Here is a 24,865-nt window from a genome sequence, read left to right on the forward strand (position 1 = left end):
CGCTCTTCCCCGTGCTGCCGGCGATGACAGGCAGGCCGCCGTCGCCGCGCCTGCCGCGCGAGGCTCGCGCATGCGCCGGCTGAACTCCCTGGAAGGCCGCCTGACCGGCCTGCTGGCGCTGGCCGGGTTGTGTGGCGTGCTGCTGCACGCGGGCATGACCGAGTGGCCGTTGCCGCAACTCGCGGCGTGGGCGCACAGCGAACTGAAGCTGGATCTGCCGGGGCTCCACGGCACCGACATCTACATCGTGCTGCTGGCCTGCCTGCTGCTGATGCTGCCGCTGGCCTGGTGGCTGGCGCACGGCGTGATGGGGCCGTTGAAGCGCCTGCTGCGCGCGCTGGAAGGCGCGGTGGCCAGCTACCGCGACGGCGATTTCAGCTTCTCCATCGCGGTGCGCCGGCGCGACGAGCTGGGCGAGCTGATCCGCATGCACAACGCGCTGGGGCAGACCCTGCGCGAGCAGCGCCAGAACCTCGCCCAGCGCGAGCTGCTGCTGGACACGGTGGTGCAGAACACGCCGGTGGCGCTGGTGCTCACCGACGCCGGCGGCCACGTGGCCTACGCCAACATCGCCGCGCGGCACCTGTTCAACGAGGGACGCAGCCTCAACGGGCTGGACTTCGGCAGCCTGCTGGCCGGGTCGCCGGAGGCGCTGCGCCTGGCCGTCGCCGGCCAGGAGGACGCGCTGTTCACCGTGGACATGGACGGCAGCGAGGAAACCTTCCATCTCTCCCAGCGCGCGTTCCGGCTGCAGGGTCGGCCGCACCGGCTGCAGCTGTTCCGGCGCATGACGCGCGAGCTGTCGCGGCAGGAGGTGGCGGCGTGGAAGCGGGTGATCCGCGTGGTCAGCCACGAGCTGAACAATTCGCTGGCGCCGATCTCCTCGCTGGCGCATTCCGGCGCCGAGCTGGCACGGCGTGGCCAGACCGAGCGCCTGCCGGGCGTGTTCGCCACCATCGGCGAGCGTGCCCGCCACCTGCACGGCTTCATCGACGGCTACGCGCGCTTCGCGAAGCTGCCGGCGCCGCGGGTGGCGCCGGTGGAATGGCCGGCCTTCCTGGACGGGCTGGCGCTGCACTGCCGCTTCCGCCTGGTCGGCAAGCTGCCGGAACGGCCCGGCTGGTTCGATCCCGCGCAGATCGAGCAGGTGCTGATCAACCTGGTGAAGAACGCGCACGAGGCCAGCGGCGAGGAAGGCGGCGGCGAGGACGACGTGACCCTGGCGCTGGCCGTGGTCAATCGCGAGCTGCGCGTCGAGGTGGCCGACCGCGGCCCGGGCATGAGCCAGAACGTGCTGGCGCAGGCCCTGCTGCCGTTCTATTCCACCAAGCGTTCCGGCACCGGCCTCGGGCTGGCGCTGGCGCGCGAGATCACCGAGGCGCACGGCGGCCGCATCGCGCTGGCCAACCGCGCCGAGGGCGGCCTCAAGGTCACCCTGATGCTGCCGCTGGAGCCGGCCTGACCGGCACGGGCGTTACGTAATCACGTAACCGGCGCCGGCGCGCTTCTCGCCTATACTGCGTGCTTCCATCTGGAGGGGAGTCGGGTCATGGGAAGCCTGTTTGCGCTGGTGGTGGTCGTGGTCGTGGTGATCGTGCTGGTGAAGCTGGTGCGCATCGTGCCGCAGGGCTACGAATGGACGGTGGAGACGTTCGGGCGCTATACCCGCACGCTGACGCCCGGCCTGCATTTCCTGATCCCGGTCTACCAGACGGTCGGCCGCCGGATGAACATGATGGAACAGGTGCTCGACGTGCCCTCGCAGGACGTCATCACCAAGGACAATGCCGTGGTGCGCGTGGACGGCGTGGTGTTCTACCAGGTGCTGGACGCGGCCAAGGCCGCCTACGAAGTCGCCAACCTGGAGCAGGCCTCGCTGGCGCTGGTGATGACCAACATCCGCACCGTGCTCGGCTCGATGGACCTCGACGAGTCCCTGAGCAAGCGCGACGCGATCAACGCCCAGCTGCTGCGCGTGGTCGACGAGGCCACCCACCCGTGGGGCGTCAAGGTCAACCGCATCGAGATCAAGGACATCGCGCCGCCACGCGACCTGGTCGATTCGATGGCGCGGCAGATGAAAGCCGAGCGCGAGAAGCGCGCCAACATCCTGGAGGCGGAAGGCTTCAAGCAGGCCGCGATCCTCAAGGCCGACGGCGAGAAGCAGAGCACCATCCTGGCCGCCGAAGGCAAGCGCGAGGCGGCCTTCCGCGCCGCCGAGGCGCGCGAGCGCTCCGCCGAGGCGGAGGCGAAGGCCACCACGATGGTGTCGGAGGCGATCGCCAACGGCAACGTCAATGCGCTGAACTACTTCGTCGCCAACAACTATGTCGAGGCGCTGAAGGTGCTGGCGCAGTCGCCGAACCAGAAGATGCTGTTGCTGCCGGTGGAGGCCACCGGCGTACTCGGCTCGCTGGCCGGTATCGCCGAGCTGGCGAAGGAGTCGCTGGGACAGCAGCAGGCGAAAAGCGGCATCCCTCGCGTGCCGCCGCCGGCCGGCTGATAACGTGGACTCCCTCTCCCGCTCGCGGGAGAGGGGCCGGGGGAGAGGGCCAACGGAGCCAGGAGCATGGACAAGCTCATCCACGCCAGGACGATGCGTTCCGAGCAGACGCTCGCGGTGCAGAAGCTGTGGTATCGCCTGCGCGCCCATCGCTTCATGGCCTGAAGTTCAAGCGGCAGAAACCCGTCGGTCCGTACATCGTGGATTTCATCTCCTCGAGTACGGACTGGTGGTCGAGGTCGGCGGCAGCCAGCATGGCGAGCAGGTGGACTACGATCAGCGACGTGACCGATGGCTGCAGACGCAGGGGCGGGTGGTATGCGGTTCTGGAACCACGATGTGGTGGAGCGGGTTGAAGGCGTGCTGGAGCGGATTGCACAGGCCGTTGAAGAGCGTGCCCTCTCCCCCCGACCCCTCTCCCGCAAGCGGGAGAGGGGAGTAACGCGGCGCTCCCAGCCCATTGGCGCCTGCGGGCAGAGGTGTAGGCGACGCTCCTAGCCCCTCGCCCGCTTGCGGGAGAGGGGTTGGGGTGAGGGCATCAACAACGCAAGGCGCATAAGGAAGCACGAACATGTCGGGACCGATCGCAACGCATTACCTCTGGTGGATACTCGCCCTGGTGCTGATCGCCATCGAAGTGGCCGCGCCGGGTTATTTCATGTTGTGGATCGGCATCGCCGCCGCGGCGACGGGCGTGTTGCTGTGGGCGTTCCCGGGCATGTCGCTGCTGGCGCAGGCGATCGCCTTCGCGCTGCTGACCTTCGCCTCCTGCGCCGTCTACGGCTTCTGGCTGCGGCCGCGGCTGCGCCGCCGCGAGCCGGCGGCCGAGCGCCTCAACCGCCGCGGGGAACAGATGGTCGGCCGCCGCTACGTGCTGGTGGAAGCCATCGTCAACGGCCGCGGCAAGGCGCAGGTGGGCGACGGCCAGTGGCTGGTCAGCGGCCCGGACCTGCCGGCGGGTCGCACGGTGGAGGTGGTGGCAGTGGACGGCGTCATGCTGTCCGTGCGCGCCGCGGACTGATGCCGGCACCGGCCGCGGCACGGTTTCTGGACTTCGCCGCGGCATTTGTTTTCAATCAGGCGGGCCGCCACGGAACCGCCATCGCGCCCACCGAACGCATGCAGACCGCCCCCTCACGCCGGCCCCGCGCCGCCCACCGCCCATGAACGGGACGCCGCCCGTCGCGCCACCGGCCACCGCCGCGCTGAACACGCGCATCGCCTTCCTGGTCGAGCTGGCGCGCCGGCTGCACAAGTACGGCACCTCGGCGCCGCGGCTGGAGATGGCGATCGCCGGGGTGGCGCAGCGGCTGGGACTGGTCGCGGAGGTATGGTCCAGCCCCACTGCCATCATCATCTCCTTCGCCGACCTGGGGCAGGGCGAGGAAGGCCTGGCCCAGGTGACCCAGGTGGTGCGGCTGTCGCCCGGCGACGTGAACCTCGAGCGCCTGTGCCGCGCGGACGACATCGCCGACCAGGTGACCGACGGCAAGCTGGGCCTGCGCGAAGGCTTCCGCCAACTGCGCGCGCTGGACTTGCCGGACACCCGCCGCGAGCAGGCCAAGGTGGTCGCCAGCTATGGCCTGTCCGCGGCCAGCATCGCGGCGCTGTTCCTGCACAGTTCGTGGGTGGACGTGGTGGTGGCCGCGGTGGTCGGTGTGCTGATCGGCTGCATCACCGTGTCGTCGGCGACGCGGCCGCGGCTGGCGGTGGCCAGCGACGCGATCAGCGCGCTGGTGGCCACCACGGTGGCCATCGTGGTGAGCGCCCTGGTGGTGCCGCTGGCGATCAAGTCGGTGGTGCTGGCCGGGCTGATCATCCTGGTGCCGGGCATGTCGTTGACCACCGCGGTGCGCGAGATCTCCAGCCAGCACCTGGTGTCCGGCATGGCGCGCATGGGCGGGGCGATGTCCACCCTGCTGAAGCTGGTCTTCGGCACCCTGGCGGCGACGCAGCTGTGCCAGGCCTTCGGCATCGAGGCGCGCGACTTCGTGCTGGCGCCGCTGCCGGCCTGGACGGACTATCCGGCCCTGTTGGTGGCCGCGGTGGCGTTCGCCATGCTGTTCCGCGCGGCGCGGCGCGACTGGCCGGTGGTGATCCTGGCGGTGGTGGTCGGCTACCTCACCACGCGCTGGGGCGGCGAGATCTCCGGCAAGCTGCCGGCCGCGCCGTTCGGCGTGTTCCTGGGCGGCCTGCTGCTGGCCGCGCTGGCCAACCTGTACGCGCGCTACGCGCACCGTCCCGGGGCGGTGGTCCGCGAACCCGGCATCCTGCTGCTGGTGCCCGGCAGCGTGGGCTTCCGCAGCGCGTCCTACCTGTTCGAGCGCAACACCGCGCTGGGCATGGACACCGGCCTGCTGCTGGTGACCCTGCTGGTGGCGGTGGTGGCAGGGCTGATGTTCGGCGACCTGCTGGTGGCCCCCCGTCGTTCCCTGTAGGCAGGGAACGACGGGATACGAAGGCGGCCGGAAAATCCCCCGCGCCCACGGTGCGTCGCCGCCCGGCCCGTTCGCTCCCTCTCCCGCTTGCGGGAGAGGGTTGGGAGGGCTCGACCTGCGACAGGCTCGCTTTCATGCATCCACAAAAAAGCGCCGACCCAAAGGCCGGCGCTTCTTCGCAAGGCTCAAGGCGAACCGGCGATCAGATCGCCAGGTCCTTTTCCTTCTTGCCGGCCTTCAGCGCATCGTTGAACCAGCGCGGGCGCTTGCCACGGCCCGACCAGGTCTGTTCCGGGTTGGCCGGGTTGCGGTACTTCGGGGCCACCGTGCCGGTGCTGCGGCGCTTGGCGCGGCCCTGGCCGAAGATGTCCTCGAAGCTGTAGCCCTCGGCCTTGATCAGCGCGTGGACCTTCTCGCGCAGCTTGGCGACCTTTTCCTTGCGCAGTTCGCCCTGGCGCTGCTGGGCCTTGCTGATCAGGTCGTTGAGCTGGTTATGGTTGAGATTCTTGATATCGACGGCCATGAAAAGGCTCCTGGCAAATGATGATGTACAGGCGGGCCATGCTAATGGGAATGCATGGCCCGCGTGACGGACATTCTCACCCAGATAACCGGCAATTGCAAAGCCAGTTAATCGGTTCGCAATCGCCCAATAGGCCGCTGGTCACGGTTTTTTGGCGTTGCCTGTTAATCGCGGCGGACAAAACCGGGCGGCCCATGCAAAAGCGGCCATGCAGACAGGCGTTTCCCGGCCATGGGCAAAACCCTCATTCCGCCAGCAGGGCGAACAGCTCCGGGCGGACCAGGGCGCGGCTTTCGGAGGCCTGGCGGGCGCGGTATTCCAGCGTGCCCGCGGCCACGCCGCGTTCGCTCACCACCACGCGGTGCGGAATGCCGATCAATTCCATGTCGGCGAACATCGCGCCCGGGCGCAGGCCGCGGTCGTCCAGTACCGCCTCGATGCCTTGTTCCTGCAATTCGCGGTACAGCGCCTCGGCGGCGGCGGCGACCTCGGCGTTGCCCTTGGGATTGATCACGCACACCGCCACGCGCCACGGCGCCATCGGTTCGGGCCAGACGATGCCGGCCTCGTCGTGGCACTGCTCGATGGCGGCCGCCACGATGCGGCTGACGCCGATGCCGTAGCAGCCCATCTGTATCACGCGGGCCTTGCCCTGGTCGTCCAGCACGGTGGCGCCCAGGGCTTCGGCGTACTTGCTGCCGAGCTGGAACACGTGGCCCACCTCGATGCCGCGGGCGAGGCGCAGCGTGCCCTTGCCGTCGGGCGAGGGATCGCCCTCGACCACCTGGCGCAGGTCCTCGACGCGGGTGAGGCGTGCGTCGCGTTCCCAGTTGGCGCCGGTGTAGTGGGTGCCATCGGCATTGCCGCCGCAGACGAAATCGGCCAGTGCCGCCGCGCTGCGGTCCACGATCACCGGGATGGCACCGGGCAGGCCGACCGGGCCGATGAAGCCGGGCCGGGTGCCGGTGGCGGCAAGGATCTCCTCCTCGCTGGCCAGCACCGTTTCGTCGGGCAGCTCGGCCAGCTTGCCGGCCTTGATCTCGTTGAGCTCGTGGTCGCCGCGCAGGCACAGCGCCACCAGGCCGTCGCGGCCCTTCACCAGCAGGGTCTTCACGCACTGCGCCGGCGATACACCGAGGAAGGCGCTGACCTCGGCGATGGTCTTCTGCGTGGGCGTGTCGACGCGCTGCAGCGCGGCGGCTGGCGCGGGGCGGCCGGTGGCCGGCGCCAGCGCCTCGGCCTTCTCGATGTTCGCCGCGTAGTCGGAGCCGTCGGAGAACGCGATGGCATCCTCGCCGGAATCGGCCAGCACCTGGAATTCGTGGCTGGCGTTGCCGCCGATCGCGCCGGTGTCGGCCTGCACGGCGCGGAACTTCAGGCCCAGCCGGGTGAAGATGCGCGCATAGGCGTCGTACATCGCCTGGTAGGTCTCGGCCAGCGATTCCTGGGAGAGGTGGAAGGAATAGGCATCCTTCATCAGGAATTCGCGCGCGCGCATCACGCCGAAACGCGGGCGGATCTCGTCGCGGAACTTGGTCTGGATCTGGTAGAAATTGACCGGCAGCTGCTTGTAGCTGTTGAGCTCGTTGCGCGCGTAGTCGGTAATCACTTCCTCGGCGGTGGGCGCATAACAGAATTCCTGCTCCTTGCGGTCGCGGATCTTCAGCAGTTGCGGGCCGAATTTCTGCCAGCGGCCGGTTTCTTCCCACAGTTCCTTCGGCTGCACCGTGGGCATCAGCATTTCGATGGCGCCGGCGCGGTCCATTTCCTCGCGCACCACGTTTTCCACCTTGCGTAGCACGCGCAGTCCCAGCGGACTCCAGGTATAGAGGCCGGAGGCGAGCTTGCGGATCATGCCGGTGCGCAGCATCAGCCGATGGCTGGCGATTTCGGCGTCGGCGGGGACTTCCTTGACGGTGGCCAGGTGGAATCGGCTGAGGCGCATGGGCGTGATCCGGGGGCAAAGGCGCCGATTATAGCGGCGCGCCTGGCCGGATCGCGCCGCGCGGCGCCGGGGAAAGGCGAATCAGCTCGCGCAATAGCGCTGGTATTGCGCCTGGGCGTCGTCGATCTGCTGCTTGCGCTGGGCGTCGTCGATCACTTTCTGCTGGCCGTTCGTCTGCATCACCACCGGGCCGCTGCCCTGCAGCGTGGCCAAGTTGCTCTTCAGCGACGCGCACAGCCTGGCGCGGTTGGCGGGGGTGTCGGCCACGGTGGCGGGCGCGGGCGCAGCCGGCGACGCGGCGGCGCCACCCTCGGTGTTCGGCGCGGGCGTGACCGGTTCCACCGAGCCGCTGACGGTGACGCGGCTGTACCGGGTGCCGGTGGGCGGCGGCGTCTGCGAGTAGTGCACCGTGCCGTGGGTGTCGGTCCACTTGAACACCTGCGCGCAGGCCAGTGGCGCGGCCAGCAGCAGGACAACGGCGAGGGGAAGGCGGCGCATGGGATTCTCCCTGGGAACCCGCCTAGTTAACAACCCGTTCGCCCGGGACTCAAGCGGGGAATGGTTTACACTGCGCGCATTCCGTCACGGATTGCTCCATGAGCGACAGTACGCCCGTCCGGCGGCCCCGCCATCGCGGCATCTACCTGCTGCCGAACCTGTTCACCACCGGCGCGATGTTCGCCGGTTTCTACGCCATCGTGGCCAGCATCGGCGGCCGCTTCACCGACGCCGCCGTGGCGGTGTTCCTGGCCGCGCTGCTGGACGGCATGGACGGACGCGTGGCGCGGCTCACCGGCACGCAGAGCGAGTTCGGCGTGCAGTACGACTCGCTGTCCGACCTGGTCAGCTTCGGGCTGGCGCCGGCGCTGGTGATGTACAACTGGTCGCTGGCCGGCCTGCGCGACTACGGGCCGCTGTGGGCCAAGGTCGGCTGGGCCGCGGCCTTCATCTACGCCGCCTGCGGCGCGCTGCGGCTGGCCCGCTTCAACACCCAGGTGGGCGTGATCGACAAGCGCTACTTCCAGGGCCTGGCCAGCCCCGCGGCGGCGTCGGTGTGCATGTCCTTCGTGTGGTGCATGGAGAAGTCCGGCGTCACCGGCGACGAGGTGTGCTTCCTGATGCCGTTCATGGCGGCCATCGTGGGCCTGCTGATGGTCAGCCGCTTCCGCTACTACAGCTTCAAGTCGCTGCCGATGGGCGACCACGTGCCGTTCGCGTGGATCGTCACGGCGGTGTTGCTGCTGGTGCTGCTGTACCTGGACCCGCCGCGGGTGCTGCTGGCGGTGTTCTCCATCTACCTGCTGTCCGGCCCGGTGCTGACCCTGTGGGGGCTGGCCGCGCGCCGCCGGCGCCCGCACCGGGGCGGGGCATGACGCAGGCGGCGCACCGCGCGCGGCTGCTGCGCGCGTTGGGCGTGACGCCCTGGCGCCGGCGCGCCGCGCCGGCGGTGCCGGAGCGGGAATCATCCGTTGCCGCCATGCCTGCGGCGGAGCCCGATTGCGTGGTGCTGCTGCCGGCCGGCTGCGCGCCGCGCGAACTGGACCTGCTGGGCCGCGCCTTCCTGGCGTTCGGCCCGCGGCTGGCGCGCGCGGCGCGGATCGAGGTGGGCGCGGCTCCCCTGCAGGCGCCGCGCGCACGGGCCTACCTGGCGCTGGGCGAGGCGCAGGCGCACGCGCTGGGGCGCGACCTGCCGGCCGAGTGGCTGCACCAGGCGCACGTCGTGCTGGCCGACACGCCGGCCGTGGTGCTGGCCGGCGGCGACGGCAAGCGCCGCCTGTGGAGCGCGTTGCGCGCGCTGCGCCGCGCGCTGGCCGCGCACGGCGGCTGACATGGTCGCGGTGGCCCCGCCGGCGACGGAGATGCGGCTGATGCGCCGCGAGGATCTTCCCGCGGTCGCCGCGCTGGAAACCGCTTCCTACGAGTTCCCCTGGACGCAGGGCATCTTCGCCGACTGCCTGCGTGCCCGCCATCCGTGCTGGGTGCTGTGCGTGGACGGCGCGGTCGCCGGTTACGGTGTGTTGTCGGTGGGCGCGGGCGAGGCGCACGTGCTGAACGTGTGCGTCGGCCCGGACTGGCGCGGCCGCGGCCTGGGCCGGCACCTGCTGCGGCGCCTGCTCGACGTGGCGCGCTGGAACGGCGCGCGGCAGGTGTTCCTGGAAGTGCGCCCGTCCAACCCGGTGGCGCAGGCGCTGTACCGCTCGCTGGGCTTCCACGAGATCGGCCGGCGCCCGCGCTACTACCCGGCGAAGGACGGGCGCGAGGACGCCATCGTGATGACGCTGGAACTGCCGCAGGGCGCGTGATGACGCGCCCCGGGGTTCAGCCGCCGAGCTTCTGCGCCTGCTCGCGCAGCGCAGCGAGCTGGACGCCCCAGTCGGCGATGCGCTGGCGCTCCTGCGCCACCACCTCGGCCGGCGCGTTGGCGACGAAGCTGGCGTTGCCCAGCTTGCCTTCGCACTTGCGGATCTCGCCTTCGACGCGGGCGATCTCCTTGGCCAGGCGCGCCTTCTCCGCGCCCAGGTCGATCAGCCCGGCCAGCGGGATCAGCACGCGCAGCGAACCCACCACCGCGGCGGCCGCGGCGGGCTCGTTGGCGCCTGCCTCGATCCACTGCGGTGCCTCGGTGCGGGCGAGGAAGGCGATCTGCGCGGCGAACTTGGCGGCGCGCGCGCGATCGCCGGCGTCGCCGTCGGCCAGCAGCAGCGGGATGGTCTTGCCCGGCGCGATGTTCATCTCGGCGCGGATCCTGCGTATGCCGGAGAGCACCGCCTTGAACCACTCGATCTCGGCCGTGGCGGCATCATCGGCCGCGAAGTCGGCGGCCTGCGGGTAGGGCCGCGCGTAGACGCTGTCCCCGGCCAGGCCCAGCTGCGGCGCCACTTCCTGCCAGATCTCCGCGGTGATGAACGGAATGACCGGATGCAGCGCGCGCAGCACGGCCTCCAGCACCACCAGCAGGGTGTGGCGGGTGGAGGCTGCGGCGGCCGCGTCGTCGCCGTTCAAGGCCGGTTTGGACAGTTCCAGGAACCAGTCGCAGTACTCGTTCCAGACGAACTCGTAGAGCGCCTGCGCCAGCAGGTCGAAGCGGTAGGTGGCGAAGTGCCCCTCGACCTCGGCCAGGGTCTGCCGGAGGCGCGTGAGGATCCAGCGCTCGGCCTCGGTCGCTGGCATCGAACCCCTCTCCCATTGAGAGAGGGGTTGGGGTGAGGGTGCGGTCGAGCCGGAAGGCTGCGCTCCGCCCGAACCCCCTCCCGGCGCATTCGCGCCACCCTCTCCCGGAGGGAGAGGGGAGACATTCATCAGCACGAAGCGCGCCGCGTTCCACAGCTTGTTGCAGAACGCCTTGTAGCCTTCGGCGCGCTTGATGTCGAAGTTGATGGTGCGGCTGTAGCTGGCCAGCGCGGCGAAGGTGAAGCGCAGCGCGTCGGTGCCGATCGCCTTGATGCCCTCGGGGTATTCCTTGCGGATGCGCTTCTCCACCTTCTCGCGCACCTGCGGGATCAGCAGCGAGCGGGTGGACTTCGCCACCAGCGGTTCCAGCGCGATGCCGTCGATCAGGTCGAGCGGGTCCAGCGTGTTGCCCTTGGACTTGGACATCTTCTGGCCTTCGGCGTCGCGCACGATGGCGTTGATGTAGACCTCGCGGAACGGCACCCGGCCGGTGAAGTACAGGGTCGCCATCACCATGCGGGCGACCCAGAAGAAGATGATGTCGAAGCCGGTGACCAGCACCGCGCTGGGCAGGAAGACCGTGTCCGCCTGCCAGTCGGCGACGACCTCGCCGCGCTCGTTCCGCACCGGGCCGTCCATCGGCCAGCCCAGGGTGGAGAACGGCCACAGCGCGGAGCTGAACCAGGTGTCCAGCACGTCCTCGTCCTGGCGCAGCGCCCCCACCGGCGCGACCTGCGCATGCGCGCGCGCATCGGCCTCGTCCTCGCCCACGAAGATGTGGCCGGCCTCGTCGTACCACGCCGGGATGCGGTGGCCCCACCACAGCTGGCGGCTGATGCACCAGTCCTGGATGTTCTCCAGCCACTGCGTGTAGGTGGTGGTCCAGTTCTCCGGCACGAAGCGGATTGCGCCCGAGCGCACCGCTTCCAGCGCCGGTTCGGTGATCGCGGTGCGCCCGCCCGGGCGGCCGTCGGCCTGCGCGTCCGAGGTGAGGTCGACGAACCACTGGTCGGTGAGCATCGGCTCGATCACCGCGTCGGAACGCTGGCTCACCGGCACCTGCAGCTTGTGCGGCTTGGTCTCGACCAGCAGGCCGGCGGCCTCCAGGTCGGCCAGCACGGCCTTGCGCGCGTCGTAGCGGTCGAGGCCGCGGTACTTCTCCGGCGCGTTGTCGTTGACCCTGGCGTCGAGCGTGAAGACGTTGATCGGCTCCAGCCGGTGGCGCTGGCCGATGGCGTAGTCATTGAAATCGTGTGCCGGGGTGATCTTCACGCAGCCGGTGCCGAACTCGCGGTCCACGTAGTCGTCGGCGATCACCGGGATCTCGCGGCCGCTCAGCGGCAGGCGCAGCATCGAACCGACCAGGTGGGCGTAGCGCTCGTCCTCCGGGTGCACGGCCACCGCCACGTCGCCCAGCATGGTCTCCGGGCGGGTGGTGGCGACCACCACGCTTTCCGCGCCGTCCACGGTCATGTAGCGGATCGACCACAGGTGGCCGTCGCGCTCGACGTTGTTCACTTCCAGGTCCGACACCGCCGTGCCCAGCGCCGGGTCCCAGTTCACCAGCCGGTTGCCGCGGTAGATCAGTCCGGCGCGGTACCACTCGACGAACACCTTGCGCACCGCGGCGGAAAGGCCCTCGTCCATGGTGAAGCGCTCGCGCGACCAGTCGGCGGCGGCGCCCAGCCGGCGCATCTGGTTCGTGATGGTGGAGCCGGATTCCTGCTTCCACTGCCACACGCGCTCGACGAAGGGTTCGCGGCCCAGGTCGTGGCGCGTCCTGCCCTCGGCGGCGAGCTGGTTCTCCACGATCTTCTGCGTGGCGATGCCGGCGTGGTCGGTGCCCACCTGCCACAGCACGTTCATGCCGCGCATGCGCTGGTAGCGCACCAGCATGTCCATCACGGTCTGCTGGAAGGCATGGCCCATGTGCAGCGTGCCGGTGACGTTCGGCGGCGGCAGCAGGATGCAGTACGGCTCGCCCTGGCCGGAGGGCCGGAAGTCGCCGCCGGCTTCCCAGCGGGCGTACCAGGTCGATTCGATCGTGCCGGGCTCGAAGCTCTTTTCCATCGGGGACTCGCGCTGGCGCGCCGTGGCGCGGCGCGCTGAAGTGGACGTGAAAGCGGCCATTGTACGGGCCGGCGGCGGGGCTGCCAAAACCCGCCTCTGCCCCGGCCGGGCCATGCCGCCGCCCGCCGCCTGCCCCGGGCGCATGCTGTCCTGTCCGGGCCGCCGATGCGAGAATGCCCGGATGAACCTGCTAGCCATCGAAACCGCCACCGAATCCTGCTCCGTCGCCCTGGTGCACGGCGAGGAAGTGATCGCGCGCAGCGAGATCGCCCCGCGCCGCCACGCCGAGCGCGTGCTGCCGATGGCCGACGAGCTGCTGGCCGAGGCCGGGCTGGGCCGCCACGCGCTGGACGGCATCGCCGTCGGCCGCGGCCCCGGCGCGTTCACCGGCGTGCGGCTGGCGGTGTCGCTGGCGCAGGGCATGGCATTGGCGCTGGACCGGCCGGTGGTCACCGTGTCCTCGCTGGCCGCGCTGGCGCTGGAGGCGCCGGAGGACGACGCGGCCGTCCTCGCCGTGATCGACGCCCGCATGGGCGAGCTCTACGCCGCCAGCTACCGCCGCGACGGCGACGGCGGCCTGGTCGCGCTGGACGACGAGCGCATCTGCACCGCCGGAACACTGGCGCTGCCCGAGGCCGCGGCCTGGCACGTGGTCGGCAGCGGCTGGACCACCTACGCCGACGTCCTGCGCGAGCGCCTCACCGGCGAACTGCGCTCGGCCGAGGGCGAACGCTACCCGCAGGCCCGCCACGTGGCCGAACTGGCCGTGCGCGAGTTCCGCGCCGGCCGGGCGCAGGCGCCGGAACTGGCGCTGCCGGTCTACCTGCGCGACAAGGTGGCGCTGACGCTGGCGGAGCAGGGCAAGGGTTGAGGCGGATACCCGTTGCTCCCGGCCGGCCGGGGGCTTGCGGTACGGGGATGACGCCCGCCCGGGCGTGGACGATCAGGAGCGGACCTGCCCTTGCCCGGACGGTGGACGCGCCCGCTGCCGCCGCGCGCGGTCGAGGTCGGCCGGCGTGTCCACGTCGGCCACGTCGAGCGGCATGCGTTCGACGCGCGGGCCCTGGCGGCGGAGCCAGGCCTGCGCGCCTTCCGCTCCGCGCCATGCGGCGAGTCCGGGGAGGCAGTCGGCGGGGAACAGCACCGGCGGCCCGGGCTCGCCGGCATGGTCGGCGGCGAAGATGCGCATGGGGTCTTGCGCGTGGCGTTCGAGCATCGTTTCCAATGCGCGCGCATCGAGCCATGGGTGGTCGGCCAGGCACACGAGTGCCGCCGAGGCATCGGGAAAGCGGTCGCGCACGGCGCGGATGCCGGCGCCCAACGATGCGCCCAGGCCGTCTCGCCAGTCGGGGTTCGGCACGCAGGCCGCGGGCAATCCGGCCAGCGCGGCGGCCACGGCATCGCCGCCGGCGCCGGTCACCACCAGCAACGGATGCTGCAGGCGCAGCAGCGTGCGCGCCACGCGCCGGACCATGGGTTCGTCATCGATGGACGCCAACTGCTTGAGCGCGCCGAAGCGGCGCCCCGCGCCGGCCGCCAGCAACACCACGACCGGCCCTTTGCCGGCGTTCATGCGTGGACGGCGCCGGTGCGCGCCCGCAGTGGGCCGCCGGCGCGGGCACGCTGCACCGCCAGGATCTCCGCGGCGATGGACAGCGCGATTTCCTCGGGCGTGCCCGCGCCGATATCCAGCCCGGTCGGCGCGCGCAGTTCCCATGCGGGCGCTTCCAGCGCGTCGAGCAGGCGCACGGCCCGCCCGCGCGAACTGAGTGCGCCGACGTACGCCAGCGGCACCTCCTCCAACGCGCGCAGGTAGGCGGTATCCCGCTCCAGGCCGTGGGTCATCACCACCACCGCGGTGTGCGGATCGAAGGCGACGGCCTCGCACAGGCGGGCCGGTTCGGCGCAACGGGTCGCGGTCCCCGTCGGCAAGCCGGAAACGTCGAGCCGACGCGGATCGTTGTCGACCAGCACGGCCTGCCAGCCGAGCGTGCCAGCCAGCCGCAGCAGGGCGTGCGACGTCGCGTTGCCGCCGATCACCACCAGCGCGTGGGGCGGCTGCACCGGTTCCAGCAGGACTTCGTCATGGCCGTCCGCACCCGCGATGGCGGCCACCGTGGCGCGTTCCGGCCGCGGCCTGGCCAGCGCGGCGCGCAGCGCATCGCACGTGGGCGCGTCCGCCCCCGGGCCATCGGCGAGCGCGTGCCGTGGCGCGAGGACCATGCCGTCGCGCGCGAACCATGTCGCCAGCGTGGCCGGCCGCCGTTCGCGCAGGCAGACACCGAGCGGCGCGAGCCATCGCAGCGCACCGGTTCGTTCGACCGGCTCGATCAATAGTTCCAGCTCGCCGCCGCAGCCCATCTCCATCAGCACGTCCAGGCCCGACGCGTCGTTGTAGGCCACCCGCAAGGGCTTGCCGTCGCGGATGACGGAGAGGGCGCGCTCGACGATGTCGCGCTGCGGGCAGCCGCCGGAAAGCGCGCAGACCACGCGCCCGTCGGCATGGACCAGCATCCGCGTGCCGGCGTGGCGGAAGGTCGAGCCGCGTGTCCGGATCAGCGTGGCCAGCGCGGCAGTCGGCGCGCCTTCGGGCAGGCCGCCGACCGCGTCGATCAACGCCCGCCACTCCGCCGCGCTGCTCATGGACGACGGGCGGCGCGGGCGACCGCGGGGACGTCATGCATGGGCCAGCGCCGCCTTGACACGCTCGGGCCGGAACGGCTTCTGGCGCAGGCGTATGCCGGTCGCGTCGTAGACCGCGTTGCTGATGACCGCCGCGGTGGGGCAGGTGGACGGTTCGCCGCCGCCGTTCGACGGGTATTCGGCGCTGTCGTTGACGAACACCATCTCGATGCTGTCGGGGATCTCGTTGAAGCGCAGGATCGGATAGCTCGCCCAGTCGCGGCTGGTGACGTGCGCGCGGTCGAAGGCGATCTCCTCGTGCAGCGTCCGGCTGATCGACTGGATGATGTTGCCCTCGATCTGGTTGCGCAGGCCGTCGGGGCTGACCACCAGCCCGCAATCGTGTGCCACCACCACGCGCTTGACCCGGATCCCGCCGGTGTCGCGGTCGACCACCACGTCCGCGATGGTGGCGACCCGGCTGCCGTCGCGGTTGACCCAGGCGATGCCGCGGCCGGTGGCCAGGCGACCGGACTGCTTGCCCCGGAATGCCGGACGGCTCTCCCAGCCGTACTGCCGGGCGGCCGCCTTCAGGACCGCGATCGCGCGCGGCTCCTTGAGGTACTTCAGCCGGAACGCCAGCGGGTCCTGCCGCGCTGCCGCGGCCAATTCGTCGACGAAGGCCTCCATCGCGTAGGTGGTCTCGAACTGTCCGGGCGCGCGCATCCACGAGGTGATCAGGCCGACCCGGCCTTCGCCATGCGAGACGACGTCCGCATGGTCGAACTCGTACTCGTACTGGATCGCCGCGTCGCCCAGGTGGATCTGGCCGACCGGCTTGCCGATCAGCTCGGAGGCCAGCAGGCGCGTATCGCTGTACGTGGGCACCCACATGTGGTGGCGCCACGCGACGACGTTGCCGGCATGGTCCAGCGCACCCTCGAGATCCTGCACGATGGGCGGCTCCTTGGGATCCCAGCCATGCGAATCCCAGCGCATCCACTGCACGCGCACCGGGCGCCCGACGGCGCGCGACATGATCGCGGCGTCCGCCATCACGGGTTCGAGGCCGTTGCGTCCGTACTGGCCGGACGCCTCGACCCAGTTCACCACGACGTTCTCGACCGGGAGGTCCAGCAGCTCGGCCATGTCGCGCCGCGCCTGGTGCGGCATCTGGGTGCCGGCCCAGAATTTCGCGTAGCCCTTGCCCACGTCGGCGATGGCGAGTTCCGGGCCGATCGACCCGTGGGTCTCGAACGGCGTGCAATAGGTGGCCTTCAGCGTCTTCGCGGCGCCGCGCAGGGCCGCGTCGACATTGCCACGTTTGGCCACCGTGGTGTCCTTGCCCGACGCATGCCGCAGCGTGTCCCAGAGCGCGTCCGCCGCCGGCAGGCCCCGCCAGTCCGACCACTTGGCCTGGCCGTCCGCGGGACCCTTGCGCACCCGCTTCGAGCCCAGTTTCTCGGCCGCCTTGATCGCGCCCCATTCGGTTTCCGCGACGACGCCCAGGAAATTGCGCTGGCGCACCACCGCGACGAAGCCCGGGATGTCCCTGAGGCCGCTCTCGTCCACCTCCAGCAGGTCGGACCCGATGCCGTAGGGCCGCACGACGCGCCCGTGCAGCATGTTCGGCACCTTGACGTCGTGCACGTAGGTGAACTCGCCCGTGACCTTGCCCGGGATGTCCTTGCGCGGGACCGAGGTGCCGACGATGGTGTATTTCGACGGATCCTTGGGTCTGGCGTCCGGCGCCACCTTCATGTCGAAGGTCTTGCCGGTCGCCCCGATCGTCATGTCGAGGCGCTTGCCGTCCACCAGCTCGCCGTAGGTGATACTGCGGCTCTTATCGCCGTGGCCCGAATCGCCCCCGACGGAGACGACGCCGTCGCGCACGGTGAGCTGTTCCACCGGCACGCGCAGGCGTTTGCTCGCCATCGACAGCAGGACCTGGCGGCCCGCGGCCGCGGCGTGGCGGATCTGCGGGCCGGCATAACGGACCGCCATGCTGCCGTAGGTCGGTCCCTGGTCGACCGTGCTGGTCGTGGTGCCCATCACCACGTACAGCCGGTCGAACGGGAAGTCGAGTTCCTCGGCCGCGATCTGCGCCAGCGCGTTGGGCGAGCCGTTGCCCTGTTCGACCTTGCCCGTGAACAGCGTGGCGGTGTTGTCGGGGTGGATCGCGAGCCACGCATCCAGCCTGGCCGGATCCACCGCCGGGAATGCCTGTGCAGCCCCGCTCGGGCTGGCCGGAATGCGGGTGGCAGGCTGTTCGGCCATCGCAGCCAGTGGCCCGAACAGGCTGAAGCCCAGCACGAGGCCACCCGAGGTCTTGAGGAACTGGCGGCGGCTGGCGTCGAAGTCGGAGGTGCCGGGGACGGCTGCGGATTCGGGACGCGCGTTCATGGCGCATGCTTCCAGTGCTTCGCGGCGCGCTCGACGGCGCGGACGATGCGCATGTGCGTGCCGCAGCGGCACAGGTTGTTGTCGAGGGCCTGCTTGATGTCGTCCCGGCTCGGGTTCGGGTGTGCGTCGAGGAACGCCTGCGCGGTCATGATCATGCCGTTGATGCAGTAGCCGCACTGCACGGCCTGCTCGTCGATGAAGGCCTGCTGCAGCGGGCCCGGCTTGTCCACGCTGCCGAGCCCCTCGAGCGTGGTGATCGCGCGACCCTCGGCGGCGGCGGCCGGGAGCACGCACGAGCGCACCGCCGCGCCGTCCAGGTGGACGGTGCACGCGCCGCACTGCGAGAGGCCGCAACCGAACTTGGGGCCGTGCAGCCCCAACTGGTCGCGCAACACGTACAGCAGCATCGTGTCGGGCTCGGCCTCGACCGCGTGCTGCTTGCCATTGACCTTGAGGTGGATGGTGCCGGGCATGGTCGCTTCCGTGGGTCGATCGACAGATCACCTCCGGAAAATATCGCGCTCCATATGTAAAATCATGGTTATGTCGCCGGGGCTGAAACGGCGGCTTTCGCCGGGCCTTACAGCCGCCCGATCAGCAACTGCACCGCCAGGCTGCTCACCGACACCGCCGCCCACACGCCCAGCCCGAGCAGGATCGGCCGCGCGCCGCTGGCGACCATCCGGCGCAGGTTGGCGGACAGGCCGATCGCGGTGAGCGCCACGATGATCAGGAATTCGGCCAGGTCGTGCAGCGCGGGCAGGAGCGCGGCCGGGACCAGGCCGGCGGTGCGGATCGCCGAGGCCACCAGGAACCACAGGATGAACCACGGGAAGATGCGGCGCAGGCTGAAGTCGGCGGCGCCGCTCTTCTTCTCGCGCGCGGCCACCGCGAAGGCCAGGATCAGGCAGATCGGGATGATCAGCGTGGCGCGGGTGAGCTTGACGATGGTGGCGTAGTCGCCCGCGGCGCTGCTGTAGCTGTAGCCGGCCGCCACCACCGAGGAGGTGTCGTTGATCGCGGTGCCGGCCCACAGGCCGAAGCCGAGGTCGCTGAGGTGCAGCAGGTGGCCAAGCAGCGGGAACAGCAGCACCGCCACCACGTTGAACAGGAAGATGGTGGAGATCGCGAACGCGGTGTCGTGTTCGTCGGGCTTGATGATCGGCGTCACCGCGGCGATCGCCGAGCCGCCGCAGATCGCGGTACCCACGCCGATCAGGATCTTCAGCTTGTCGTGCACGCCCAGCCAGCGGCCCAGCGCCCAGGCGCTGAGGAAGGCCACGGTCAGCGTCACCAGGGTCACCGACAGCGATTCCAGCCCGGTCTTCGCCACCTGGGTGAGGCTGAGGCCGAAGCCCAGCGCGATGATCGACCACTGCAGCACCTGCTTGCCGCCGAAGGCGATGCCCGGCGTGAAACGCGCGTCGGGCGCGAACAGGTTGCGCACCGCGATGCCGAGCAGGATGCCGAACACCGGCCCGCCGACCAGCGGCAGCAGCCGGCCCAGCCACCACGCGGCGAGCGCGATGGCGACGGCCAGCAGCAAGCCGGGCGCACGGCTGCGCAGGGTGGGGTGGGTGGCGATGGTGATCGGGGTGGCGCTCATGGGGAAGGCGAAGCGGTGGGTGCGGCCATTGTCCGCGTTGCCGCTTATCAGGAAAATTTGGAATATCTAATTCGCCGTATAAAATAAGCTGATGATCAATGTCAGTCCGCGCCAGCTCGAGGTATTCGTGCAGATCGCGCTGCATGGCAGCGTGCGCGCCGCGGCCGAGCGGCTGCATCTCACCCAGCCGGCCGCCAGCATGGCGCTGGCCGAGATGGAGCGGCAGCTCGACGCGCCGGTGTTCGCCCGCGAGCGCGGCCGGCTGCGGCTGAACGCGCGCGGGCGCGAGCTGCTGCCGCTGGCACAGGAACTGCTGGAGCGCTACGCCGAGTTCGGCCGCCGCGGCGCCGGCGATGCCGCGATGCCGACCGGCGAGCTGCGCATCGGCGCCAGCAACACGGTGGGCAACTACCGCGTGGGCGAACTGCTCGGCGCCTTCGTGCGCAGCCACCCGCAGGTGGCGGTGCGGTTGCGCGTGGCCAACACCGACGCGATCGCCGCCGCGATGCTGGACCACAGCCTGGACGTGGGCTGCGTCGAAGGCCCGGTGGCGCATCCGTTGCTGGAGACGCGCCCCTGGCGCGACGACGCGCTGGTGGTCTGCGCACCGCCCGACCACCCGCTGACGCGCCGGCGCAGCCTGAAGCCCGCCGATTTCGCCGGTGCGCGCTGGGTACTGCGCGAGCCCGGATCGGCCACCCGCGCCACCAGCGAACGCGTGCTGGCGCAGTTGCCGGCCGGCGAGACGGTGCTGGAACTGGACCAGATCGAGGCGATCAAGCAGGCCGTGGCGGCCGGGCTGGGCATCGCCTGCCTGCCAGAGGTGGCGGTGGCCGATGCCGTCGCCACCGGGCGGCTGAAGGCGCTGCGGACGCCGTTCCTGGACCTGCGCCGCAAGCTGTGGCTGCTGCTGCACCGGGAGAAGTACCGCGGCGCGGTGCTGGAGGCGTTCCTGGACACGGTGGTGGAGAGCCCGTCGCCTTGAATCGCGGGATGACGGGCAAGCCGTCGCGCGTCAAGCTGACGCGGCGGGGGCGAAGCCCGGGTCCAGGTGGGTGAGCAGGGTCTCCACGTCCTCGTGGGTGGCGGCACGGAGCAGGCACGGGGCGGCGGCGCGCAGCGCGGCGTGGTCGAGCCCGGCCAGCCGGTCGCGCACGTGCAGCAGCTGGCTGGGATGCATGCTGAACTCGGTAAGGCCCAGCGCCAGCAGCAGCGCGGTGAAGCGCACGTCGCCGCCGATCTCGCCGCACAGGCTCACCGGTTTGCCGGCGCGCCGGCCGCAGGCGATCACGTAGCCGATCAGCCGCAGCAGCGCCGGCTGCAGCGGGGTGTAGATGTTGTCCAGCGCGTCGTTGCCGCGGTCGGCGGCGAGCACGTACTGGGCCAGGTCGTTGGTGCCGATGGCGAGGAAGTCGGCGTGGTCGAGCAGGGCGCGCACGTTGAGTGCGGCGGCGGGCACCTCGATCATCGCGCCCAGCGGCAGCTTCTCGGGCAGGTCCACGTGCTCGCGCTCCATCTCCTGCCGCGCCAGCTTGAACAGCGTGCGCACCGCGATCAGCTCGTCCGGCTGGGTCACCATCGGCACCAGCACGCGCACCGGGCCGTAGCAGGCGGCGCGCAGGATGGCGCGGATCTGCGTGGTGAACACGGCCGGGTAGCGCAGCGACAGGCGCACGCCGCGCACGCCCAGCGCCGGGTTGTCCTCGCCGCGCAGCACCAGGCCGGCGGCATCGGCCTTGTCGGCGCCGAGGTCGAGCGTGCGGATGGTCACCGGCAGGCCGCCCATGCCGAGCACCAGGTCGCGGTAGGCGATGAACTGCTCGTCCTCGCTGGGCAGGCCTTTCTGGCGCAGGAACAGGAACTCGGTGCGGTACAGGCCCACGCCGTCGGCGCCGCGGGCGCGGGCCAGCGCCACGTCGGCGGAGGATTCGGCGTTGGCCAGCAGGCGCAGGCCGACGCCGTCGCCGGTGCGCGTGGGCGCGTTGGCCAGGGTGGCCAGGCGGCGGCCCTCGGCGGCCGATTCGCGCTGCCAGGCGCGGTAGCGCGCCAGGTCCTGCGCGGTGGGATGCACGATGGCCTTGCCGTGCTCGCCGTCGAGCAGGATCAGGTCGTCGTCGTGGATGGTCGAGAGCGCGTCGCGCGTGCCCACCAGCATCGGCAGGCCCAGGCTGCGCGCCAGGATGGCGCTGTGCGAATACGGGCTGCCGGAACTGCCCACCACGCCGAGCAGTCCGTTGCCGGCGAGGTGCGCCATGTCGGCGGGGGCGATGCTGTCGGCGATCAGGATCTCGCCCACGCGCGCGGCGAGCTTGCGCTCCTCGGCGCTGGTCTGGCGCTGCAGCGCGGAGATCACCCGGGCGATCACCTGGTCGATGTCCTCCCTGCGGCTGCGCAGGTAGGGGTCGTCCATCGCCTCGAACACCGCGGCCAGCCTGTCGCGCTGCTTCTTCAGCGCGGCGCCGGGGCGGTAGTGGCCGACCCGCACCAGGTCGTCCAGCCCGCGCAGCAGCTCGGCGTCGTCCAGCAGCAGGCTGTGCGCGTCGATGAACTCGTTCACCTCGCGCGCCAGCGCGCCGTGCAGCTTGCCGCGCAGCTCGCGCAGTTCCTGCCGCGCGGTGTCCAGCGCGCGGTGCAGGCGTTCCAGCTCGGCCTCGACCTCCTCCTCGGCCAGCGGCCGGGTGTCCACCGCGTAGCGGCTGGGCTGCACCAGCCGCGCCCGGCCCAGGGCCATGCCCCGGGAGGCGACGGTGCCGGGCAGGACGTGTCTCATGGGGCGGTCCCGCCGGGACCGCGGGGAATGGGGAACGGGCAACGGGGAACATGGAGGCCTTCGCGGGCGGCCATGGCGACGCACGCGCCGGCCGGGGCCGACACGCCGTCGCAGGCCCGCCCGTTCCCCGTTTCCCGTTCCCCGTTCCTCGCTCCCATCACATCCCCTCGTCGAACTTGCGCTCGAACAGCGCCACGACCGCGTCCAGCGCGGCTTCCTCGTCCGGGCCCTCGGCGCGCACGGTGAGTGGCGTGCCGAGGCCGGCGGCCAGCATCATCACGCCCATGATGCTCTGCGCGTTGACTTCGCGGCCCTTGCTGACCAGCCACACCGTGGACTTGAAGCCCTGCACCAGTTGCACCAGCTTGGCCGAGGCGCGCGCGTGCAGTCCGAGCTTGTTGGATACGACGATGTCCTTCTCACGCATGATCGATGAAGATTCCCCCGCGGCCGCCGGTGGCGGCGATCTCGGCCAGTTCGTCCAGCGGTTTGTCCGCGTAGTTCAGCACGCGCAGCAGCATCGGCAGGTTGAGCCCGGAGACGCAGCGCAGCCGCACGCCGAGCGGGCCCAGCGACAATCCGATGTTGCATGGCGTGGCGCCGTACAGGTCGGCCAGCACCAGCACGCCGTCGCCCTCGTCCAGTTCGCGCGCGTGGCGGGCGGTGAGCGAGCGCATCACGTCCGGGTCGGCCTGCGCGGGTACCTCCACCGCGGCCACCCGCAGCGGCAGCTTCGGCATCACGTGGCGCGCGGCGGAGATCAGCGCCTGGCCCACCGCCTCGTGCGTCATCAGCAGCACGCCGGCGCTCATGGCTGCGTGCCCGGCTGCATGCGTCGTCCGGTCATGGCTTCAGTCCAGCTCGCGGTGGAAGGTGAGCACGCTTTCGCGATGGTCGCGGTAGCGCGCGGCGAGCTGTTCGACCAGGTACACCGAGCGGTGCCGCCCGCCGGTGCAGCCGATCGCGATGGTGACGTAGCTGCGGTCGTCCTGCTCGAAGCGAGGCAGCCAGGCATCCAGCCAGCGCGCGGTGTCGGCGAGGTATTCGGCCACCAGCGGCTCGTTGTCCAGATACTCGCGCACCGGCGCGTCCTTGCCGGTGAGCGGGCGCAGCCGCGGCTGCCAGTGCGGGTTGGGCAGGCAGCGCGCGTCGAACACGAAGTCGGAATCCAGCGGCAGCCCGCGCTTGAACGCGAAGGACTGGAACATCAGGGTCAGGCCCTTGGTGGCCTGCGCGTAGCCGGTGGCGACCAGCCGACGCAGCTGGTGCACGTTGAGCTCGCTGGAATCGATCACCTTCTCGGCGATCGCCATCAGCGGGCGCAGCAGGCGGCGTTCCTTGCCGATGGCGTCGGCCAGCGACATGCCACGCGTGGCCAGCGGGTGGCGGCGGCGCGTTTCCGAGTAGCGCTTGAGCAGCACGTCGTTGCGGCAGTCGAGGAAGATCAGGTGCGGCTGCACGCCGGTCGCGGCCAGCTCGGAGAGGATCGTGGGCAGGTGGGTGAAATCCGCGCCGCGGTTGCGCACGTCCACGCCCACCGCGATGCGCCGCCGCCGCCCGGCGCCGCGGCCCACCGCGTCCACCAGCTGCGGCAGCAGGGCCGGCGGCAGGTTGTCGACGCAGTAGAACTCCAGGTCTTCCAGGGCGCGCAGCGCCACCGTCTTGCCGCCGCCGGACATGCCGGTGAGCACCACCAGGTGGGTGGCGCGCGGATCGAAGCGTTCCGTGCCGGGCAGGGTGTCGTCGTCGATCATGCGTTCACCAGGGAGGCAGCCGGCGCATCTGGTGCGCCTGGCGGTCGATGAAGGTCTGCGCGGGGTCGATGCCCTTGCTCTTGAGCATGTGGCTGCGCACGGCGGCTTCCACCAGCACCGACAGGTTGCGGCCCGGCGCCACCGGCAGGGTGATCATCGGCACCGGCACGTCGAACACCTCGCGGTGGCCGGTGTCGCCGGTGAGGCGGGTCAGCGCGTCGATCTCCTCGCCCTCGCGCAGCGGCTTGAGGTGGATGATCAGGCGCATGTACTTGGACGTCTTCACCGCCGTGTGGCCGAACATCTCGCGCACGTTGAGCACGCCCAGGCCGCGCACCTCCAGCAGGTCCTGCAGCAGCTCGGGGCAGGTGCCGTCGATGACGTCGGGCGCGATCAGGGTGAACTCGGGCGCGTCGTCGGCCACCAGCCGGTGGCCGCGGCTGACCAGTTCCAGCGCCAGCTCGCTCTTGCCCGAGCCGGCCTCGCCGGTGATCAGCACGCCGATCGAGAACACTTCCAGGAACACCCCGTGCAGGGTGAGCTTGGGCGCCAGCATGCGCGCCAGGTGGTACTGCAGCCAGGTCAGCAGCTCGTGGCCGCGCTTGGCGCTGAGCCACAGCGGAGTGCCGGTTTCCTCGGCCACCTCGCGCAGGTCGGAGGGCACCGACTGGTCGCGGGTGACGATCAGCGCCACCGGCTGGCTGGCGGCGATCTTGTGGATCGCTTCCCAGCGCTGGCGCGAATCCAGGCCGTCGAGGAAGTTCAGCTCTTCGCTGCCGATGATCTGCACCTTGTTCGGGTAGATCACGTTGAGGTAGCCCACCAGCGAGGGCCGGCGCGACTGCGCCACGCCCGGCTCCAGCGTGCGCGACTCGCCGCGCATGCCGGCCACCCAGCGCAGTGCCATGCGCTCGTGGACGCCATCGTAGAGTTGTCGGGCGGTGAGCCGGTCCAAGCGGGATTCCCTTGCGTGCGTTCGCGGGGAACATTGTGCCAGCTTGGCGCTGCGGGTGTGTTCAGCCGGTGTGGGCGGCGCGGGGAAGGCGGTGGGCGCCGGAGG

Annotated in this window: 24 protein-coding genes; 10 read left to right on the top strand and 14 right to left on the bottom strand. The window is 70.8% G+C overall.

Annotated features, from left to right (window positions below; all coding sequences use genetic code 11):
- The first annotated feature begins 70 nt into the window (after positions 1-70).
- The 5 genes from QMK61_RS05360 (at position 71) to QMK61_RS05380 (ending at position 4,941) form a co-directional block, all read left to right on the top strand.
- Entirely contained in the window at positions 71-1,462 is a 1,392-nt protein-coding gene (locus QMK61_RS05360) for an ATP-binding protein (RefSeq protein ID WP_302070997.1), read from the top strand.
- Between the two features lie 87 nt (positions 1,463-1,549).
- Positions 1,550-2,503: an SPFH domain-containing protein gene (locus QMK61_RS05365; RefSeq protein ID WP_302070998.1), complete on the top strand. Its 954-nt coding sequence runs from the start codon at positions 1,550-1,552 to the stop codon at positions 2,501-2,503.
- 66 nt (positions 2,504-2,569) lie between these two features.
- Positions 2,570-2,668 carry a DUF559 domain-containing protein gene (locus QMK61_RS05370; protein WP_302071000.1) on the top strand — a complete coding sequence of 33 codons (99 nt, stop codon included), beginning with the start codon at positions 2,570-2,572 and terminating at the stop codon, positions 2,666-2,668.
- Between the two features lie 406 nt (positions 2,669-3,074).
- Entirely contained in the window at positions 3,075-3,524 is a 450-nt protein-coding gene (locus tag QMK61_RS05375; protein WP_302071001.1) for an NfeD family protein, read from the top strand.
- A 142-nt stretch (positions 3,525-3,666) separates the two neighbouring features.
- A complete protein-coding gene (locus tag QMK61_RS05380) occupies positions 3,667-4,941 on the top strand; it encodes a threonine/serine exporter family protein (RefSeq protein ID WP_302071002.1) in 1,275 nt (424 codons plus the stop codon).
- A gap of 202 nt (positions 4,942-5,143) precedes the next feature.
- Here the strand turns inward: QMK61_RS05380 and QMK61_RS05385 are convergent, their stop codons facing one another.
- The 3 genes from QMK61_RS05385 to QMK61_RS05395 form a co-directional block, all read right to left on the bottom strand.
- Entirely contained in the window at positions 5,144-5,464 is a 321-nt protein-coding gene (locus QMK61_RS05385; RefSeq protein ID WP_302071003.1) for an H-NS histone family protein, read from the bottom strand.
- A gap of 244 nt (positions 5,465-5,708) precedes the next feature.
- Positions 5,709-7,409: a proline--tRNA ligase gene (locus tag QMK61_RS05390; protein WP_302071004.1), complete on the bottom strand. Its 1,701-nt coding sequence runs from the start codon at positions 7,407-7,409 to the stop codon at positions 5,709-5,711.
- An 81-nt stretch (positions 7,410-7,490) separates the two neighbouring features.
- Positions 7,491-7,907: a DUF4124 domain-containing protein gene (locus QMK61_RS05395; protein ID WP_302071006.1), complete on the bottom strand. Its 417-nt coding sequence runs from the start codon at positions 7,905-7,907 to the stop codon at positions 7,491-7,493.
- Positions 7,908-8,005: 98 nt separating this feature from the next.
- On the opposite strand from QMK61_RS05395, the gene pssA reads away from it, so the two are divergent.
- The 3 genes from pssA to rimI are packed head-to-tail and all read left to right on the top strand — an operon-like array spanning position 8,006 to position 9,712.
- A complete protein-coding gene (gene pssA, locus QMK61_RS05400; protein WP_302071007.1) occupies positions 8,006-8,782 on the top strand; it encodes a CDP-diacylglycerol--serine O-phosphatidyltransferase in 777 nt (258 codons plus the stop codon).
- Positions 8,779-9,237, top strand: a complete 459-nt coding sequence (locus QMK61_RS05405; RefSeq protein ID WP_302071008.1) for a hypothetical protein — start codon at positions 8,779-8,781, stop codon at positions 9,235-9,237. Before pssA ends, QMK61_RS05405 begins: the two co-directional genes overlap by 4 nt.
- Before the next feature lies 1 nt (position 9,238).
- Complete coding sequence (gene rimI, locus QMK61_RS05410; protein ID WP_302071009.1) at positions 9,239-9,712, top strand: ribosomal protein S18-alanine N-acetyltransferase; 474 nt, start codon at positions 9,239-9,241, stop codon at positions 9,710-9,712.
- Positions 9,713-9,728: 16 nt separating this feature from the next.
- On the opposite strand, the gene QMK61_RS05415 is transcribed toward rimI, so the two are convergent.
- Positions 9,729-12,650 carry a valine--tRNA ligase gene (locus QMK61_RS05415; protein WP_302071010.1) on the bottom strand — a complete coding sequence of 974 codons (2,922 nt, stop codon included), beginning with the start codon at positions 12,648-12,650 and terminating at the stop codon, positions 9,729-9,731.
- A 181-nt stretch (positions 12,651-12,831) separates the two neighbouring features.
- Here QMK61_RS05415 and tsaB point away from each other — a divergent pair, with 181 nt between their 5' ends.
- On the top strand, positions 12,832-13,521 hold the full coding sequence (gene tsaB / locus QMK61_RS05420) for a tRNA (adenosine(37)-N6)-threonylcarbamoyltransferase complex dimerization subunit type 1 TsaB (protein ID WP_302071011.1): 690 nt from the start codon (positions 12,832-12,834) through the stop codon (positions 13,519-13,521).
- A gap of 72 nt (positions 13,522-13,593) precedes the next feature.
- Here the strand turns inward: tsaB and QMK61_RS05425 are convergent, their stop codons facing one another.
- From QMK61_RS05425 to QMK61_RS05445, 5 genes are all read right to left on the bottom strand, one after another.
- Complete coding sequence (locus QMK61_RS05425; RefSeq protein WP_302071013.1) at positions 13,594-14,223, bottom strand: nucleotidyltransferase family protein; 630 nt, start codon at positions 14,221-14,223, stop codon at positions 13,594-13,596.
- The gene (locus QMK61_RS05430) at positions 14,220-15,293 is read right to left on the bottom strand and encodes an XdhC/CoxI family protein (RefSeq protein ID WP_302071014.1); all 1,074 of its coding nucleotides are present in this window, start codon (positions 15,291-15,293) and stop codon (positions 14,220-14,222) included. The genes QMK61_RS05425 and QMK61_RS05430 overlap by 4 nt, the downstream gene beginning before the upstream one ends.
- A gap of 33 nt (positions 15,294-15,326) precedes the next feature.
- Complete coding sequence (locus QMK61_RS05435) at positions 15,327-17,675, bottom strand: molybdopterin cofactor-binding domain-containing protein (protein ID WP_302071016.1); 2,349 nt, start codon at positions 17,673-17,675, stop codon at positions 15,327-15,329.
- On the bottom strand, positions 17,672-18,148 hold the full coding sequence (locus QMK61_RS05440; RefSeq protein ID WP_302071017.1) for a (2Fe-2S)-binding protein: 477 nt from the start codon (positions 18,146-18,148) through the stop codon (positions 17,672-17,674). Before QMK61_RS05440 ends, QMK61_RS05435 begins: the two co-directional genes overlap by 4 nt.
- A 107-nt stretch (positions 18,149-18,255) precedes the next feature.
- On the bottom strand, positions 18,256-19,281 hold the full coding sequence (locus tag QMK61_RS05445; RefSeq protein ID WP_302071018.1) for a putative sulfate exporter family transporter: 1,026 nt from the start codon (positions 19,279-19,281) through the stop codon (positions 18,256-18,258).
- 91 nt (positions 19,282-19,372) lie between these two features.
- Between QMK61_RS05445 and QMK61_RS05450 the strand changes: the two genes are divergently transcribed.
- Positions 19,373-20,266 carry a LysR family transcriptional regulator gene (locus QMK61_RS05450; RefSeq protein ID WP_302071019.1) on the top strand — a complete coding sequence of 298 codons (894 nt, stop codon included), beginning with the start codon at positions 19,373-19,375 and terminating at the stop codon, positions 20,264-20,266.
- A gap of 30 nt (positions 20,267-20,296) precedes the next feature.
- Here QMK61_RS05450 and ptsP read toward each other — a convergent pair whose 3' ends face one another.
- The 5 genes from ptsP to hprK all read right to left on the bottom strand — a co-directional run bounded on the left by ptsP (position 20,297) and on the right by hprK (position 24,760).
- The gene (ptsP, locus tag QMK61_RS05455) at positions 20,297-22,051 is read right to left on the bottom strand and encodes a phosphoenolpyruvate--protein phosphotransferase (protein ID WP_302071020.1); all 1,755 of its coding nucleotides are present in this window, start codon (positions 22,049-22,051) and stop codon (positions 20,297-20,299) included.
- Between the two features lie 157 nt (positions 22,052-22,208).
- A complete protein-coding gene (locus tag QMK61_RS05460; protein WP_302071022.1) occupies positions 22,209-22,478 on the bottom strand; it encodes an HPr family phosphocarrier protein in 270 nt (89 codons plus the stop codon).
- Entirely contained in the window at positions 22,471-22,863 is a 393-nt protein-coding gene (locus tag QMK61_RS05465; RefSeq protein WP_302071023.1) for a PTS fructose IIA subunit family protein, read from the bottom strand. The genes QMK61_RS05460 and QMK61_RS05465 overlap by 8 nt, the downstream gene beginning before the upstream one ends.
- Positions 22,864-22,902: 39 nt before the next feature.
- A complete protein-coding gene (gene rapZ / locus QMK61_RS05470; RefSeq protein ID WP_302071024.1) occupies positions 22,903-23,805 on the bottom strand; it encodes an RNase adapter RapZ in 903 nt (300 codons plus the stop codon).
- Positions 23,806-23,809: 4 nt separating this feature from the next.
- Positions 23,810-24,760, bottom strand: a complete 951-nt coding sequence (hprK, locus tag QMK61_RS05475; protein ID WP_302071025.1) for an HPr(Ser) kinase/phosphatase — start codon at positions 24,758-24,760, stop codon at positions 23,810-23,812.
- Positions 24,761-24,865 lie beyond the last annotated feature (105 nt).

Source organism: Fulvimonas sp. R45 (genome assembly GCF_030504985.1).
Taxonomy (GTDB): domain Bacteria; phylum Pseudomonadota; class Gammaproteobacteria; order Xanthomonadales; family Rhodanobacteraceae; genus Rhodanobacter_A.